Below are 15163 nucleotides of genomic sequence, written 5' to 3' on the forward strand. Positions count from 1 at the left end.
ACAGGCAGTGCGGCGGCCTAGTGCGCCATGCGGTTGAGAACCAGCAGCAGGGCAGCGCTTTCGGCATCCGCCACCCCATCGTAGCGGGCCGGGCGGTACTTCATCTGGAAGGCGGCGAGCACCTTGCGCGTGGCCGCATCGAACTGCCCGCTCTGCGGCGTGCTGTAGCCCAGGCGCGCCAGTTGCTCCTGGAACCACGGCGCATCGGGCACCCGCTCACTCAGGGCCGCCTGCTCGCGGGCCACCTCGGCAGCGTCCGGCCAGCGGATCAGCCCGGCCTCGGCCAGGCGCCGCCAGGGGAACAGCGGGCCGGGATCGGTCTTGCGCTGCGGGGCGATATCGCTGTGGCCGATGATGCTGTCGATCGGCAGCTGGTGGCGCTGCACGATGTCCTTGAGCAGCACGATCAGGGCCTCGATCTGCGCCTCGCTGTAAGGCTGCCAGGCCTGCCCCGTGGGGGTCTCGGTATAGCCCTGGTTGACGATCTCGATGCCGATGGTACTGGCATTCAACCAGGTACGGCCCTGCCACTCGCTCTGCCCGGCATGCCAGGCCCGGCGATTTTCATCGACCAGACGGTAGATGGTGGCCGGCGCATCGTCGGCAATCAGGTAGTGGCTGCTTACCTCGCCGCGGCTAAGCAGCGCCAGGGAGCGGGCCAGGTCGGTGGAGGTGTAGTGCATCACCACGTACTGCACGCGGCTGCTCTGGCTGCGCGCGCTCAGGCTGTCGTTGATCTGCGGGCCGCCGGCACAGGCAGACAACAGCAGAGCGGTAAGGGCGAGCAGAACGAAGCGCATGGCAGGCAGGATGGCAAGGCAGGGAGCGGCAGTGTAGCCGCCCCCGGTTCAGGGAGCGATATGCAGGATGCTCTGCAGGTTATCCAGCAGCATGTCGACGCTGAGCATGATCAGCAGCATGCCGGTCAGGCGCTCCACCGCCATCAGCCCGCGCGGGCCGAGGAAGCGCTGCAGCCAGGAGGCCTGCAGGAGGATCGACGCCGTCGCCAGCCAGGCCAGGAATACCGCCAGGTACAGTTCCCACAGCTCGCCCTGGTGGGTATTGCGCAGGGTCATCAGCACCGCCAGCGCCGAGGGCCCGGCGACCGCCGGGGTGGCCAGCGGAACCAGCATCGGCTCGCCATCCGGCACATCGCCGAGCAGGCCCTGCGGGGTGGGGAAGATCAGGCGCAGGGCGATGATGAACAGGATGATGCCGCCGGCGATGGCCGTAGCCTCGCGCGACAGGCCCAGGCCGCTGAGGATCTTGTCGCCGAAGGTGAGGAACAGCATCAGCAGGCCGAGGGCGAACAGCAGCTCGCGCGCCACCACGCGCATACGCCGCTCGGGGGCGACATTCTTCAGCGCAGCCAGATAGATGGCGATATTGCCGAACGGGTCGGTGACCAGAAATACCAGTACGGCAATGCCGAACATATCCATGACGAACTCCTTAACGATGCACACAGTCTAAACGTGCGCAGTCCGTAGCGTCTGTCAGCAATGCGTCGAGCCGATAGCGACAGAGCGCGGCGGCTGCGGACGGACGGCAGTGCGTCCTGCCCACAGCGGCGTATTGTCAATGCCAAGGGCTCAGCAAGGAGAAGCACCATGCGCCGCCAGCTGCTCTGGTTCAAACAGGATTTGCGTCTGGACGATCACCCGGCCATGCAGGCAGCGCTGGACAGCGAGCGCCTGCTGCCACTCTATGTTTTCGACCCGACCTGGCTGCAACCCGGTTCACTGGGCCAGCGTCGCCTCGGCGTACACCGGGCGCGCTTTCTGCTGGAGAGCCTGGCCGCCCTCGATGGTGAGCTGCGTCAGCGTGGCTCTGCTCTGCTGCTGCTCAAGGGCCGCGCCGAGCAGATTATTCCCCGGCTGGTCGAACAGTTTTCCCTGCAGGAAGTGCTGACCCTAGAGGAAATCGCCCCCGAAGAGCGCGCCCAGGTCGCGGCCGTGCGCGCGCAGCTGGGCTCTATCCCGCTGCGCGAGCTGGCCGGCAACCAGCTGTTCCGTCGCGAGGAACTGCCCTGTACGGTCGAAATGCTGCCAGCGGTCTATAGCCAGTTCCGCGAGCTGATCGAACAGCGCCTGCAGGTGTTCCAGCCCAGCACTGCGCCCACTCGCCTGCCTGCCCTGCCGGAAAGCGCAGAAGCCTATCTGCAGCCATTGCCCAGCCTGTCCCAGCTCGGTCTGGGTGAGCCACTGAGCGTGGCCAACAGCGCCTTCCCCTTCTCCGGCGGTGAACCGGCGGCCCAGGCACGTCTGCGCGACTATCTCTGGTTGAGCCAGGGCGTACGCCAGTACAAGGACACCCGCAACGGCCTGATCGGCAGCGAATACTCTTCGAAGCTTTCGCCCTGGCTGGCCAACGGCAGCCTTTCTGCCCGCCGCGTAGTGGCGGAGCTACGCCGCCATGAGTCGCAGTACGGGCGCAATGACTCGACCCACTGCCTATGGCTGGAAATGCTCTGGCGCGACTTCTTTCGCTGGACGCTGGTGCGCCATGGCAGTGCCCTGTTCAAGGCCGGCGGCCTGAAGGCCACCGAGCGGGCCTCTATGCTGCTCGACCAGCGCTTCGGGGAGTGGTGCCAGGGCCGTACGGGGATGCCGCTGGTAGATGCCAACATGCGCGAGCTGGCCGCCACCGGATTCATGTCCAATCGCGGTCGCCAGGTCGTGGCCAGCTACCTGGTCAACGATCTGGAGCAGGACTGGCGGTACGGTGCAGCCTGGTTCGAGGAACACCTGCTGGATTACGACCCGGCCAGCAACTGGGGCAACTGGGCCTATCTGGCCGGGGTTGGCAGCGATCCCCGGCACAAGCGCCAGTTCAACGCCCTGCGCCAGGCCCGCCAGTACGACCCGGACGGCGCCTATGTCAGCCTATGGCTACCGGAGCTGCGCAGCATACCGCAGCACCTGCGCCACACCCCGTTCCTGCTGCCACAGCTGCAGCTCAACGCCATGGGCTATCCGCGCCTGGACAGCATTCCCGAGAGCTGGAAACCCTATCTGCCAACGGCCGCCTGAGGATCACGGGCACTGTCGCCAATATTTTCTGTTGCGCAAAAGCCAAACCCCCAACCCGATTGCTCGGATTGGGGGTTTGGGGATAGGAGCTTGACGATGACCTACTCTCACATGGGGAAGCCCCACACTACCATCGGCGATGCGTCGTTTCACTACTGAGTTCGGGATGGGATCAGGTGGTTCCAACGCTCTATGGTCGTCAAGCAATTCGGTTGGGGACTCGGTGTTTAGTCGCTTCCCCTAATTGGGTATGTGATGTCGTGGTATTGCGTGTTCTGGCAAATTTTCGGTCTGTTTGTCGACTTCACCGTCTAACAGCCAAATTGTTTGGGTGTTATATGGTCAAGCCTCACGGGCAATTAGTATTGGTTAGCTCAACGCCTCACAGCGCTTACACACCCAACCTATCAACGTCGTAGTCTTCGACGGCCCTTCAGGGAGCTCAAGGCTCCAGTGAGATCTCATCTTGAGGCAAGTTTCCCGCTTAGATGCTTTCAGCGGTTATCTTTTCCGAACATAGCTACCCGGCAATGCCACTGGCGTGACAACCGGAACACCAGAGGTTCGTCCAACCCGGTCCTCTCGTACTAAGGTCAGCCCCTCTCAAATCTCAAACGTCCACGGCAGATAGGGACCGAACTGTCTCACGACGTTCTAAACCCAGCTCGCGTACCACTTTAAATGGCGAACAGCCATACCCTTGGGACCGGCTTCAGCCCCAGGATGTGATGAGCCGACATCGAGGTGCCAAACACCGCCGTCGATATGAACTCTTGGGCGGTATCAGCCTGTTATCCCCGGAGTACCTTTTATCCGTTGAGCGATGGCCCTTCCATACAGAACCACCGGATCACTAAGACCTACTTTCGTACCTGCTCGACGTGTCTGTCTCGCAGTCAAGCGCGCTTTTGCCTTTATACTCTACGACCGATTTCCGACCGGTCTGAGCGCACCTTCGTACTCCTCCGTTACTCTTTGGGAGGAGACCGCCCCAGTCAAACTGCCCACCATACACTGTCCTCGACCCGGATAACGGGCCAGAGTTAGAACCTCAAGCATGCCAGGGTGGTATTTCAAGGATGGCTCCACGCGAACTGGCGTCCACGCTTCAAAGCCTCCCACCTATCCTACACAAGCAGGCTCAAAGTCCAGTGCAAAGCTACAGTAAAGGTTCACGGGGTCTTTCCGTCTAGCCGCGGATACACTGCATCTTCACAGCGATTTCAATTTCACTGAGTCTCGGGTGGAGACAGCGCCGCCATCGTTACGCCATTCGTGCAGGTCGGAACTTACCCGACAAGGAATTTCGCTACCTTAGGACCGTTATAGTTACGGCCGCCGTTTACCGGGGCTTCGATCAAGAGCTTCGCTTGCGCTAACCCCATCAATTAACCTTCCGGCACCGGGCAGGCGTCACACCCTATACGTCCACTTTCGTGTTTGCAGAGTGCTGTGTTTTTAATAAACAGTCGCAGCGGCCTGGTATCTTCGACCGGCATGAGCTTACGGAGCAAGTCCTTCACCCTCACCGGCGCACCTTCTCCCGAAGTTACGGTGCCATTTTGCCTAGTTCCTTCACCCGAGTTCTCTCAAGCGCCTTGGTATTCTCTACCCAACCACCTGTGTCGGTTTGGGGTACGGTTCCTAGTTACCTGAAGCTTAGAGGCTTTTCCTGGAAGCATGGCATCAACCACTTCATGTTCTAAAAGAACACTCGTCATCAGCTCTCGGCATTAAGACCCCGGATTTACCTAAGATCTCTGCCTACCACCTTAAACACGGACAACCAACGCCGTGCTGGCCTAGCCTTCTCCGTCCCCCCATCGCAGTAACTAGAAGTACAGGAATATTAACCTGTTTCCCATCGACTACGCATTTCTGCCTCGCCTTAGGGACCGACTAACCCTGCGTCGATTAACGTTGCGCAGGAACCCTTGGTCTTTCGGCGTGCGAGTTTTTCACTCGCATTGTCGTTACTCATGTCAGCATTCGCACTTCTGATACCTCCAGCAAGCTTCTCAACTCACCTTCACAGGCTTACAGAACGCTCCTCTACCGCATCACTTACGTGATACCCGTAGCTTCGGTGTATGGTTTGAGCCCCGTTACATCTTCCGCGCAGGCCGACTCGACTAGTGAGCTATTACGCTTTCTTTAAAGGGTGGCTGCTTCTAAGCCAACCTCCTAGCTGTCTAAGCCTTCCCACATCGTTTCCCACTTAACCATAACTTTGGGACCTTAGCTGACGGTCTGGGTTGTTTCCCTTTTCACGACGGACGTTAGCACCCGCCGTGTGTCTCCCATGCTCGGCACTTGTAGGTATTCGGAGTTTGCATCGGTTTGGTAAGTCGGGATGACCCCCTAGCCGAAACAGTGCTCTACCCCCTACAGTGATACATGAGGCGCTACCTAAATAGCTTTCGAGGAGAACCAGCTATCTCCGAGCTTGATTAGCCTTTCACTCCGATCCACAGGTCATCCGCTAACTTTTCAACGGTAGTCGGTTCGGTCCTCCAGTCAGTGTTACCTAACCTTCAACCTGCCCATGGATAGATCGCCCGGTTTCGGGTCTATACCCAGCGACTAAACGCCCTATTAAGACTCGCTTTCGCTACGCCTCCCCTATTCGGTTAAGCTCGCCACTGAATATAAGTCGCTGACCCATTATACAAAAGGTACGCAGTCACCCAACAAAGTGGGCTCCCACTGCTTGTACGCATACGGTTTCAGGTTCTATTTCACTCCCCTCTCCGGGGTTCTTTTCGCCTTTCCCTCACGGTACTAGTTCACTATCGGTCAGTCAGTAGTATTTAGCCTTGGAGGATGGTCCCCCCATATTCAGACAAAGTTTCTCGTGCTCCGTCCTACTCGATTTCACTTCTAAGATCCTTTCGCGTACAGGGCTATCACCCACTATGGCCGCACTTTCCAGAGCGTTCCGCTAAAATCAAAGAAGCTTAAGGGCTAATCCCCGTTCGCTCGCCACTACTAAGGGAATCTCGGTTGATTTCTTTTCCTCAGGGTACTTAGATGTTTCAGTTCCCCTGGTTCGCCTCTTGCACCTATGGATTCAGTACAAGATAACCATCTTATGATGGCTGGGTTCCCCCATTCAGAGATCTCCGGATCACAGTCTATTTGCCGACTCCCCGAAGCTTATCGCAGGCTATCACGTCTTTCATCGCCTCTGACTGCCAAGGCATCCACCGTATGCGCTTCTTCACTTGACCATATAACCCCAAGCAATCTGGTTACTGTCTCAATCGTGAAGACGACATTCGCCGAAAATTTGCATAGAGAACACGCAAATTTTACCTTGACTCGACTCATTACCAGTGAAAGTAATAAATCGGTCTACTTCTATCACATACCCAAATTTTTAAAGAACAGTTCTGGCGCAAAGACCAGAACTCAACATCTCAGCCACTTCAGTAGCAGATGCTCAGTTCTGAGCTTTCAGCGATCTCGAGTTAATGGTGGAGCCAAGGAGGATCGAACTCCTGACCTCCTGCGTGCAAAGCAGGCGCTCTCCCAGCTGAGCTATGGCCCCATCTACGGACTTGGCCACATCCCTTGACAATTGGTGGGTCTGGGCAGATTCGAACTGCCGACCTCACCCTTATCAGGGGTGCGCTCTAACCAACTGAGCTACAGACCCAATCGTCTAACTCTCGGGTCTAAACCCAATCGCTTTTCGCAAGTGAATCAAGCAATTCGTGTGGGAACTTATGACGAAGCTGATGTCGTCGATTAAGGAGGTGATCCAGCCGCAGGTTCCCCTACGGCTACCTTGTTACGACTTCACCCCAGTCATGAATCACTCCGTGGTAACCGTCCCCCTTGCGGTTAGACTAGCTACTTCTGGAGCAACCCACTCCCATGGTGTGACGGGCGGTGTGTACAAGGCCCGGGAACGTATTCACCGTGACATTCTGATTCACGATTACTAGCGATTCCGACTTCACGCAGTCGAGTTGCAGACTGCGATCCGGACTACGATCGGTTTTATGGGATTAGCTCCACCTCGCGGCTTGGCAACCCTTTGTACCGACCATTGTAGCACGTGTGTAGCCCTGGCCGTAAGGGCCATGATGACTTGACGTCATCCCCACCTTCCTCCGGTTTGTCACCGGCAGTCTCCTTAGAGTGCCCACCATAACGTGCTGGTAACTAAGGACAAGGGTTGCGCTCGTTACGGGACTTAACCCAACATCTCACGACACGAGCTGACGACAGCCATGCAGCACCTGTGTCTGAGTTCCCGAAGGCACCAATCCATCTCTGGAAAGTTCTCAGCATGTCAAGGCCAGGTAAGGTTCTTCGCGTTGCTTCGAATTAAACCACATGCTCCACCGCTTGTGCGGGCCCCCGTCAATTCATTTGAGTTTTAACCTTGCGGCCGTACTCCCCAGGCGGTCGACTTAATGCGTTAGCTGCGCCACTAAAATCTCAAGGATTCCAACGGCTAGTCGACATCGTTTACGGCGTGGACTACCAGGGTATCTAATCCTGTTTGCTCCCCACGCTTTCGCACCTCAGTGTCAGTATCAGTCCAGGTAGTCGCCTTCGCCACTGGTGTTCCTTCCTATATCTACGCATTTCACCGCTACACAGGAAATTCCACTACCCTCTACCGTACTCTAGCTCAGTAGTTTTGGAGGCAGTTCCCAGGTTGAGCCCGGGGATTTCACCTCCAACTTGCTGAACCACCTACGCGCGCTTTACGCCCAGTAATTCCGATTAACGCTTGCACCCTTCGTATTACCGCGGCTGCTGGCACGAAGTTAGCCGGTGCTTATTCTGTCGGTAACGTCAAAACAGCAAGGTATTAACTTACTGCCCTTCCTCCCAACTTAAAGTGCTTTACAATCCGAAGACCTTCTTCACACACGCGGCATGGCTGGATCAGGCTTTCGCCCATTGTCCAATATTCCCCACTGCTGCCTCCCGTAGGAGTCTGGACCGTGTCTCAGTTCCAGTGTGACTGATCATCCTCTCAGACCAGTTACGGATCGTCGCCTTGGTGAGCCTTTACCTCACCAACTAGCTAATCCGACCTAGGCTCATCTGATAGCGCAAGGCCCGAAGGTCCCCTGCTTTCTCCCGTAGGACGTATGCGGTATTAGCGTTCCTTTCGAAACGTTGTCCCCCACTACCAGGCAGATTCCTAGGCATTACTCACCCGTCCGCCGCTGAATCAGAGAGCAAGCTCTCTTCATCCGCTCGACTTGCATGTGTTAGGCCTGCCGCCAGCGTTCAATCTGAGCCATGATCAAACTCTTCAGTTCAATACTGCTTGGGTTTTGAGAAAACCCTAAACTTGGCTCAGCAATCGCAAATAAACTCTCGAATTCACGAGTGTTACTTGTGTTGCTGATAATCTGGTGACTATCAGTCTTACATCACAAGCACCCACACGAATTGCTTGATTCAGTTGTTAAAGAGCGTTTCGGCGAAGTCTTTCGTCTCAACCGAGGCCGCGCATTCTACAGCAGCCCTTCTTTCCGTCAAGCTGTTTTTGAAGAATTTTTCGTTTCCTCTCAACCGCTTGCGCCTCCGAGAAACTCTAGCTCCTCGTCAGCGGGAGGCGAATTCTACAGCGTTCAAATCCGCTGTCAACCACCTCTTTACCGCCCCTCGACTCTTTCGAACCGAAGCGCCAACAGGATCAAACCACCACCCCATCAGCCCGGCGCATTCTACTCGAATCCGCCGCCAGTGCAACCCTTTTTTTCGCCTAACTCATTGTTTAGCAAGGAGTTTTCAGATCAGGCTGCGCCGGAAGTGGTGCGCATTATAGGGGCGGCAATTCTCACGTCAACGCCTATCTGCCGTCTTTCTGGAGAAAACTGCGGCACGCGGGCAGGCCTATATATAGAGAAAGGCTGCCAAACCGGAAGAAGCTGCCGCTAGCCCAGCTCGACGCGGTTGCGCCCGCTGCGCTTGGCGCGGTATAGCGCCTGGTCAGCGCGCTCGAAGGCCTGCTCGCCATTCTCGCCTTTGGCAAAAGCGGTCAGCCCGGACGACAGGGTGATGGTCACCGGCTCGCCGCGGAAATGGAACGGGCAGGCTTCGATGGCGTGACGCAAGGTTTCCAGCAGTTGCTGCCCGCCTTCCAGCGGGGTGCTAGGGATCAGCAGGACGAACTCCTCGCCGCCGAAACGGGCCAAGAAGTCGGTCTTGCGCAGGCGCTTGGCCAGTTCGTTACCGATCAGCTTCAGAACCTTGTCGCCGGCAAGGTGGCCGTACTCGTCATTGATCCGCTTGAAGTGATCGATATCCAGGACGGCCAGCAGCAGTTCGCCGCCATAGCGCTGCCAGCGCGCCATCTCGAGCTCCAGGCGCTCGCCCCAGGCGGCTCGGTTGGGCAGCCCGGTGAGTGGATCGGTCAGCGCCTTCTGCCGCTGCTCTTCTATATGGTCGCGGAACTGCTGGGCCTCGCTTTCCATGTCGGCCACCTTCTGCACCAGGCTCTGCAAACGCTCGGCGACCTGATCCTCGCGACTGTCACGTAGCCGCTGATGCTCGCTGACGGTATGCAGAAGACCATCGAGGCGCGCCTCCAGAGCGCGCTTCAGGCCATCCAGGTCAGACGCTTCCTGAACACTGGCCTGCAGGCCGCTGACCTGCTCACGCAACTCCTGATTGAAGCTGCGGGCACTTTCGACTGACTCGCTGTAACCCTCATGGGCCTCGGTCAGGGTACCGAGAAAGGCGGCCAGGCGTTCGTTGAGCTGCTTGAGATAACCGGCGAACTCACGCTGGCCACTGTCGCTGACCGCCAGCACCAGCACCGCCAGATCGTCCAGCACCGGTACCAGCTCATACCAGTTGAGGCCACCCTGCAGGCGTTCACGCAGCGCATCACCCTGGGGCTGGTGGCGCGGCGGCAGATCCAGCTCATCGAGCAGCTTGAGCAAGCTCTCGGCCACATGGGGAGCGACCGCGCTATAGCCGGGCTCAGGACGATCCGGCAGGGCGAAGGCCGGATCGCCCTCGCCGGTGAGGATGCGTGCATCCAGCGGCAGACTGTCCAGCGACGCCGCCATTCCAGTGCTTGCTACGGCCGCCTCACGGAGCGCTACTGGGGCAGCAGGCGTGGCAACACCCTCAAGCGCGGCAACCGGTACCGGCTCAGCTGAAGCCGGGACGGCGGATTCCACCACTGCCGGCGCCTTGGCCGGCAGCTCGAGGTCATCGTCATCATCGTCCGCGTCAGTCGCCTTGGCAGGCGCAGGCTGCGTGGTCGTCTCGACAGCAGCCTGGCCTTCCAACGCCTGCTCTTCCTCGCGCCCGCCAAACAGGCGCTGCAACAAACCCGGGCGCGCGGTCTCGGTGCTGCCGATCACCGCCAGGGCCTTTTCCTGCAAACTGCTCAGTTCGGCCAGCAGGGCCGGTAGTTCGCGCGAGCTACTGGCCCGCTCATCGATACGCTTGGCGTACTGCTTGAGCGGCTTGCGGATCTCGCGCGGCAGCTCCAAGGCCAGCAATTGATTGGCCAGCCCGGTAAGGCCGGCAACGTTGCCCTCGACCCGCGCCTGGCGGCGCTGCTCGGAGTCGAGCACGGCCTTTTCCAGACGTGGAATCAGTGCCGACAGGCCCGCATCCATCTGCTCGCCACGAATGATTTCGCGCAATTCCTGCATGCATTGATCGACGGCCTTGTCCGAGCCCTCGGCCGCCAGCGAACTGCGCACCAAGCCGCGGCGCAGCAGATCCAGACGCTGATCCCAGCGTTTCTCCAGCTGCTCCTGCTGCTCCAGACTTTCCAGGTATTTGGCTTTCCAGCGCTGGGCATCATCGGTCATGGTGGCGATCCAGTAGCAGGCAGATTCAGCGTAGGTGGTGGCAGGTCGCCCAGCGCGACCGGCAGACGAATGTCCACGGCCACAGGCAGGTGATCGGAGACGGATTGACCGAGAACCTCGACCCGCTCCAGCGCCAGTTCGGAGCTGAGCAGGATGTGATCCAGGCAGCGCTGCGGACGCCAGCTGGGAAAGGTGGCCTCGATCTGTGGCGCAATCAGCCCCAGATCGCGCAGCGGTGAATGCTGCAACAGATCGGTGGCATGGGTATTCATGTCGCCCATCAGTACCAGATGGCGGTAGTGCCCGGCCAGTTCGCGGATATAGGCGAGCTGCCGGGTACGGGTTCGCGCGCCCAGCGCCAGGTGCATCATCACCACAGCCAGGGCATCGGCCCCTTCGCCGAAACGCAGTAGGATGGCACCACGGCCCGGCGGCCCGGGTAGCGGATGGTCTTCCAACTGGCTGGGTTGCAGACGGCTGAGCACGCCGTTGCCGTGCTGCGCCAGGCGGCCGAGGTTGCGATTGAGCTGCTGGTACCAGTAGGGGAAGGCGCCCAGCTCGGCCAGGTGCTCGACCTGATTGACGAAGCCGGAACGCAGGCTGCCGCCATCGACCTCCTGCAGGGCCACCAGATCATAGTTGCCGAGCAGGTTGCCGATGCGCTGCAGGTTGTCGCTGCGCCCGGCATGCGGCAGCAGGTGCTGCCAGCTGCGGGTCAGGTAATGACGGTAGGACGCACTGTTGATGCCTACCTGGATATTGAAGCTGAGCAGGCGCAGCCGACCATCACTGGGCAAACCGCCGGAATTCGGACAATGCTGGTTGACCCGCGCCTCGCGCAGGCTCGCCGAACGCCCGAAACTCCAGCGGCGCAACATGATGGGGCTGGACTCAGTTAGCCGCGCGCTCTTTGGCGATCAGCTGCTCGGCGACATCCAGGGTCTGCTCGGGGCCACCGGAGCTGCGCACGTCGAAACGGTACTTGCCGTTGACGATCAGGGTCGGCACGCCGGTGATCTGGTAGGCCACCGCCAGCTTCTTGGCCCGCTCCATCTGCCCCTTCACGGCGAAGGAGTTAAAGGTGCTGAGGAACTTGGCGCGGTCGATGCCCTGGGTCTCCAGGAAATCAGCCATTTCCTCCGGAGTGGACAGCTTCAGCTTCTGCACATGGATGGCATCGAAAACCGCGCTGTGCACGCTTTTTTCCACACCCATGGCTTCGAGGGTGATGAACAGCTGGCCGTGGACGTTCCATACGCCGCCGAACATGGCCGGGATGCGCACGAAATGCACGTCCTTCGGCAGCTTGGCGATCCAGGGGTTGAGGGTCGGTTCGAACTGGTAGCAGTGCGGGCAGCCGTACCAGAACAGCTCGACCACTTCGATCTTGCCGGGCTCGGAGACCGGCACCGGGCTGCTCAGCTCGACGTACTGCTTGCCGGCCTCGATGGTCTCGGCCTGGGCGCTGAGGCCGAACAGGCTGAGGGTGGCGAGGGCGGCGCTGAAAATCAGGTTACGCATGCAGAACTCCTTGGCAATGGGAACCGCGAGGGCGGGCGGCTGTTCGACCTGCGGGCCTTCGACGGGTTCCGGCATTGTAGCGGAGCCGCTGCCTTTTATGCGCTGGGCGATCAGCCTTCGCTGTGCAGCAGGAGCGGCAGCTGCTCGGCCAGCTTCTCGTTGTTCAGCGGCGCCCGGATGAAACCACGCTGGGTACCGTCCGGCGCCAGGATGACCAGGTTGCCGCTGTGGTCGACAGTGTAGTTCGGCTTAGTGGTATCGGCCGGGATATAAGGAATGCTGACAGCGCTGGCCAGCGCCTGGATATCGGCCGCGGCACCGGTCAGGCCGACAAAGCTGGCATCGAAATAGCCCAGGTACTGCTTGAGCTGCTGCGGGGTATCGCGGTTCGGATCGACACTGACCAGCACCACGCGCAGGCGCGCCTGGGCCTCGGCCGGCAGCATGCCCTTGAGCTGGCGCAACTGGGCGAGGGTGGCCGGGCAGATGTCCGGGCAGAAGGTATAGCCGAAGAACAGCAGGCTCCACTGGCCCTTGAGCTGATCCAGCGCCACTGCCTGACCGTCTTGGTTGGTCAGGCTCAGCCCCGGCAGACTGCGGCTCTGCGGCAGCAGGACGATGCCGGCATCCAGCTGCGCCACCTTGTCCAGGCCATCGCCCTTGCCGTTCAGCACCTTGTGCACGGTCAGGCCCAATACCAGGGCGACGATCGCGACCAGGATGAAGACTGTCTTGTGGGTTCGATTCATGGACTCGGTTCTCTAAGGCGATGGGGGCACGCGGGCGCAACGGCTGCCACGCCCGGCGCGCACCTTGCGCCGCCGCGTTACAGGCTCAGCAGCAGGTAGTGGTCGGCGAGCAGGGCGATGAACAGCAGGAACAGGTACCAGATACTGTACTTGAACGTATTGATCGCCGCGTGCGGTTTGCTGTCACGGTACAGCACCACGGCCCAGTACATGAAGCGCCCGCCCAGCAGCGCGGCACAGGCCAGATAGAGCGGCCCGCTCATGTGAATGGCATAGGGCAGCAGGGTCACGGCGAACATCACGGCGGTGTACAGCAGGATGTGCACCTTGGTGTAGTGCTCGCCGTGGGTCACCGGCAGCATGGGGATGTCGGCCTTGGCGTATTCCTCCTTGCGGTGGATGGCCAGCGCCCAGAAGTGCGGCGGCGTCCAGGCGAAGATGATCAGCACCAGCAACAATGGTTCAGCGCTGACATGCCCGGTGACGGCGACCCAACCGAGCAGCGGCGGCGCCGCCCCGGCCAGCCCGCCGATCACGATGTTCTGCGGCGTGGCACGCTTGAGAAAGCCGGTGTAGAGCACCGCATAACCGAGCAAGGAGGCCAGGGTCAGCCAGGCCGCCAGCTCGTTGGTGAAGGTCAGCAGCAGCGCCATCCCGGCCACCGCCAGCAGCAGGGCGAAGCCCAGCGCCGCCACGGGCGACAGGCGCCCGGCGGTGACCGGACGCTTGTGGGTGCGCGCCATGATCGAGTCGATACGCCGGTCCACCACGTGGTTGACCGCCGCCGCCGCGCCAGCGCACAGGCCGATGCCGAGGTTGCCGAACAGCAGCACCTGCCAGGCCACCCCGGCACGGGTGGCGAGGAACATGCCGACCAGCGAGGTGATCAGCATCAGCACCACCACGCGGGGTTTGGTCAGCTCCAGGTAATCGCGCCAGCTGGCGTGTTCCCGGTGGGCTTGCAGCAGAGTAGCCATGGGGGTCTCTCCTTGATTGTTCTTATTTGCCCAGCGCCAGCTCGGCGGGCGCCGCAGCCTGCACTGCGCGCACCGCGTTGGCGGCCCGCAGGCGGTAATTGACCAGCACCAGGCTCAGCAGCAGGGCCGCGCCCCCGGCGTTGTGGGCCACCGCCACCGCCAGCGGCAAGTGCAGCAGCACGTTGCTCACCCCCAGGCTGACCTGCAGGCCCAGCGCCAACAGCACCAGACCTGCCAGCCGGCCAAGCCCGCCAGCACGCAGGCGCCAGGCCAACAGCAGCAGGATCAGGGTCACCAGCACGGCGCCGAGGCGATGGGTCAGGTGGATGGCGGTACGGGCCTCGCTGTCCAGCTGGCCGCCGAGGTAGTTGGGGCCAATATGCTGGGTCAGGTGAAAACCGTTGGCGAAGTCCGCCGCCGGCCACCACTGGCCATGGCAGGTCGGCAGGTCGACGCAGGCCACTGCCGCATAGTTGGAGCTGACCCAGCCACCCAGGGCGATCTGCCCGATCACCAACAGCAGCGCCAGCATGGCCAGGCCACGCAGGCGCGTCGTCACTCCGGACAACACCGGCAGCGCAGCGGACAGGCGCAGGCTGAGCAGGAACAGCAGGGATAGGGTGGTGAAGCCACCCAGCAGGTGCGCCGTGACCACCTGCGGCCAGAGCTGCAGGGTGACCGTCCACATGCCGAAGGCGGCCTGAGCGATCACCACGCCGAGCAGCAGCAGCGGTAGCTTCAGCGGCTGATCGGGCTCTGCGCGGCGGCGCAGGGCCTGCACCGCCAGGGTTAGGATCAGCAGGCCCAGGCTGCCGGCGAAGTAGCGGTGGATCATCTCGTTCCAGCCCTTCTGCGCCTCCACCGGGGCATGGGGGAAATTGGCTTCGGCATGGGCCAGCTGTGCCTCGCTCTGCGGCACACTGATGAAACCGTAGCAACCGGGCCAGTCCGGGCAGCCAAGGCCGGCATGGGTCAACCGGGTATAGGCACCGAGCAGTACCACCAGCACCGCCAGCAGGGTGGCGAACAGCGCCAGGCGGTAGCCGGGCAGGGGTTTGCGTGCAGTCATCCAGGGC

9 protein-coding genes, 2 tRNA genes and 3 rRNA genes are annotated in these 15163 nt (G+C 60.6%); 1 reads left to right on the top strand and 13 read right to left on the bottom strand.

The window, feature by feature from the left end; all coding sequences use genetic code 11:
- Nucleotides 1–17: 17 nt before the first annotated feature.
- On the bottom strand, nt 18–800 hold the full coding sequence (locus A9179_RS22255) for an N-acetylmuramoyl-L-alanine amidase (RefSeq protein ID WP_187808361.1): 783 nt from the start codon (nt 798–800) through the stop codon (nt 18–20).
- A 48-nt stretch (nt 801–848) separates the two neighbouring features.
- The gene (locus A9179_RS22260) at nt 849–1442 is read right to left on the bottom strand and encodes a MarC family protein (RefSeq protein WP_187808362.1); all 594 of its coding nucleotides are present in this window, start codon (nt 1440–1442) and stop codon (nt 849–851) included.
- Between the two features lie 168 nt (nt 1443–1610).
- Here A9179_RS22260 and A9179_RS22265 point away from each other — a divergent pair, with 168 nt between their 5' ends.
- The gene (locus A9179_RS22265) at nt 1611–3032 is read left to right on the top strand and encodes a DASH family cryptochrome (protein ID WP_187808363.1); all 1422 of its coding nucleotides are present in this window, start codon (nt 1611–1613) and stop codon (nt 3030–3032) included.
- Between the two features lie 88 nt (nt 3033–3120).
- On the opposite strand, the gene rrf is transcribed toward A9179_RS22265, so the two are convergent.
- The 11 genes from rrf to A9179_RS22320 form a co-directional block, all read right to left on the bottom strand.
- Nucleotides 3121–3236, bottom strand: a 5S ribosomal RNA gene (gene rrf, locus A9179_RS22270).
- Nucleotides 3237–3370: 134 nt separating this feature from the next.
- Nucleotides 3371–6262 (bottom strand): 23S ribosomal RNA (locus A9179_RS22275).
- Between the two features lie 244 nt (nt 6263–6506).
- Nucleotides 6507–6582: transfer RNA gene (locus A9179_RS22280), tRNA-Ala, on the bottom strand.
- Nucleotides 6583–6613: 31 nt separating this feature from the next.
- Nucleotides 6614–6690: transfer RNA gene (locus tag A9179_RS22285), tRNA-Ile, on the bottom strand.
- Nucleotides 6691–6783: 93 nt separating this feature from the next.
- A 16S ribosomal RNA gene (locus A9179_RS22290) occupies nt 6784–8320 on the bottom strand.
- Together the 16S, 23S and 5S rRNA genes with 2 tRNA genes alongside form the textbook arrangement of a ribosomal RNA operon.
- A gap of 621 nt (nt 8321–8941) precedes the next feature.
- Complete coding sequence (locus A9179_RS22295) at nt 8942–10840, bottom strand: GGDEF domain-containing protein (RefSeq protein WP_187808364.1); 1899 nt, start codon at nt 10838–10840, stop codon at nt 8942–8944.
- Nucleotides 10837–11718, bottom strand: a complete 882-nt coding sequence (locus tag A9179_RS22300) for an endonuclease/exonuclease/phosphatase family protein (protein ID WP_187808365.1) — start codon at nt 11716–11718, stop codon at nt 10837–10839. The genes A9179_RS22295 and A9179_RS22300 overlap by 4 nt, the downstream gene beginning before the upstream one ends.
- A gap of 13 nt (nt 11719–11731) precedes the next feature.
- Nucleotides 11732–12361 carry a thiol:disulfide interchange protein DsbA/DsbL gene (locus A9179_RS22305; protein WP_187808366.1) on the bottom strand — a complete coding sequence of 210 codons (630 nt, stop codon included), beginning with the start codon at nt 12359–12361 and terminating at the stop codon, nt 11732–11734.
- 110 nt (nt 12362–12471) lie between these two features.
- Nucleotides 12472–13110 (bottom strand): SCO family protein, encoded by a 639-nt coding sequence (locus A9179_RS22310; protein WP_187808367.1) that lies wholly within the window; start codon nt 13108–13110, stop codon nt 12472–12474.
- A gap of 77 nt (nt 13111–13187) precedes the next feature.
- Nucleotides 13188–14087, bottom strand: coding sequence for a heme o synthase (gene cyoE, locus A9179_RS22315; RefSeq protein WP_187808368.1), 900 nt, complete (start codon nt 14085–14087; stop codon nt 13188–13190).
- Nucleotides 14088–14109: 22 nt separating this feature from the next.
- Complete coding sequence (locus tag A9179_RS22320) at nt 14110–15156, bottom strand: COX15/CtaA family protein (protein ID WP_187808369.1); 1047 nt, start codon at nt 15154–15156, stop codon at nt 14110–14112.
- Between the last annotated feature and the right edge of the window lie 7 nt (nt 15157–15163).

Source organism: Pseudomonas alcaligenes (assembly GCF_014490745.1).
GTDB classification, from domain to species: Bacteria; Pseudomonadota; Gammaproteobacteria; order Pseudomonadales; family Pseudomonadaceae; genus Aquipseudomonas; species Aquipseudomonas alcaligenes_C.

Coding starts and splice junctions, on each gene's coding strand:
- A9179_RS22260 (WP_187808362.1), bottom strand. CDS start 1,442: ATGGATATGTTCGGCATTGCCGTACTGGTATTTCTGGTCACCGACCCG.
- A9179_RS22320 (WP_187808369.1), bottom strand. CDS start 15,156: ATGACTGCACGCAAACCCCTGCCCGGCTACCGCCTGGCGCTGTTCGCC.
- A9179_RS22255 (WP_187808361.1), bottom strand. CDS start 800: ATGCGCTTCGTTCTGCTCGCCCTTACCGCTCTGCTGTTGTCTGCCTGT.
- A9179_RS22265 (WP_187808363.1), top strand. CDS start 1,611: ATGCGCCGCCAGCTGCTCTGGTTCAAACAGGATTTGCGTCTGGACGAT.
- A9179_RS22300 (WP_187808365.1), bottom strand. CDS start 11,718: ATGTTGCGCCGCTGGAGTTTCGGGCGTTCGGCGAGCCTGCGCGAGGCG.
- A9179_RS22305 (WP_187808366.1), bottom strand. CDS start 12,361: ATGCGTAACCTGATTTTCAGCGCCGCCCTCGCCACCCTCAGCCTGTTC.
- A9179_RS22310 (WP_187808367.1), bottom strand. CDS start 13,110: ATGAATCGAACCCACAAGACAGTCTTCATCCTGGTCGCGATCGTCGCC.
- A9179_RS22295 (WP_187808364.1), bottom strand. CDS start 10,840: ATGACCGATGATGCCCAGCGCTGGAAAGCCAAATACCTGGAAAGTCTG.
- cyoE (WP_187808368.1), bottom strand. CDS start 14,087: ATGGCTACTCTGCTGCAAGCCCACCGGGAACACGCCAGCTGGCGCGAT.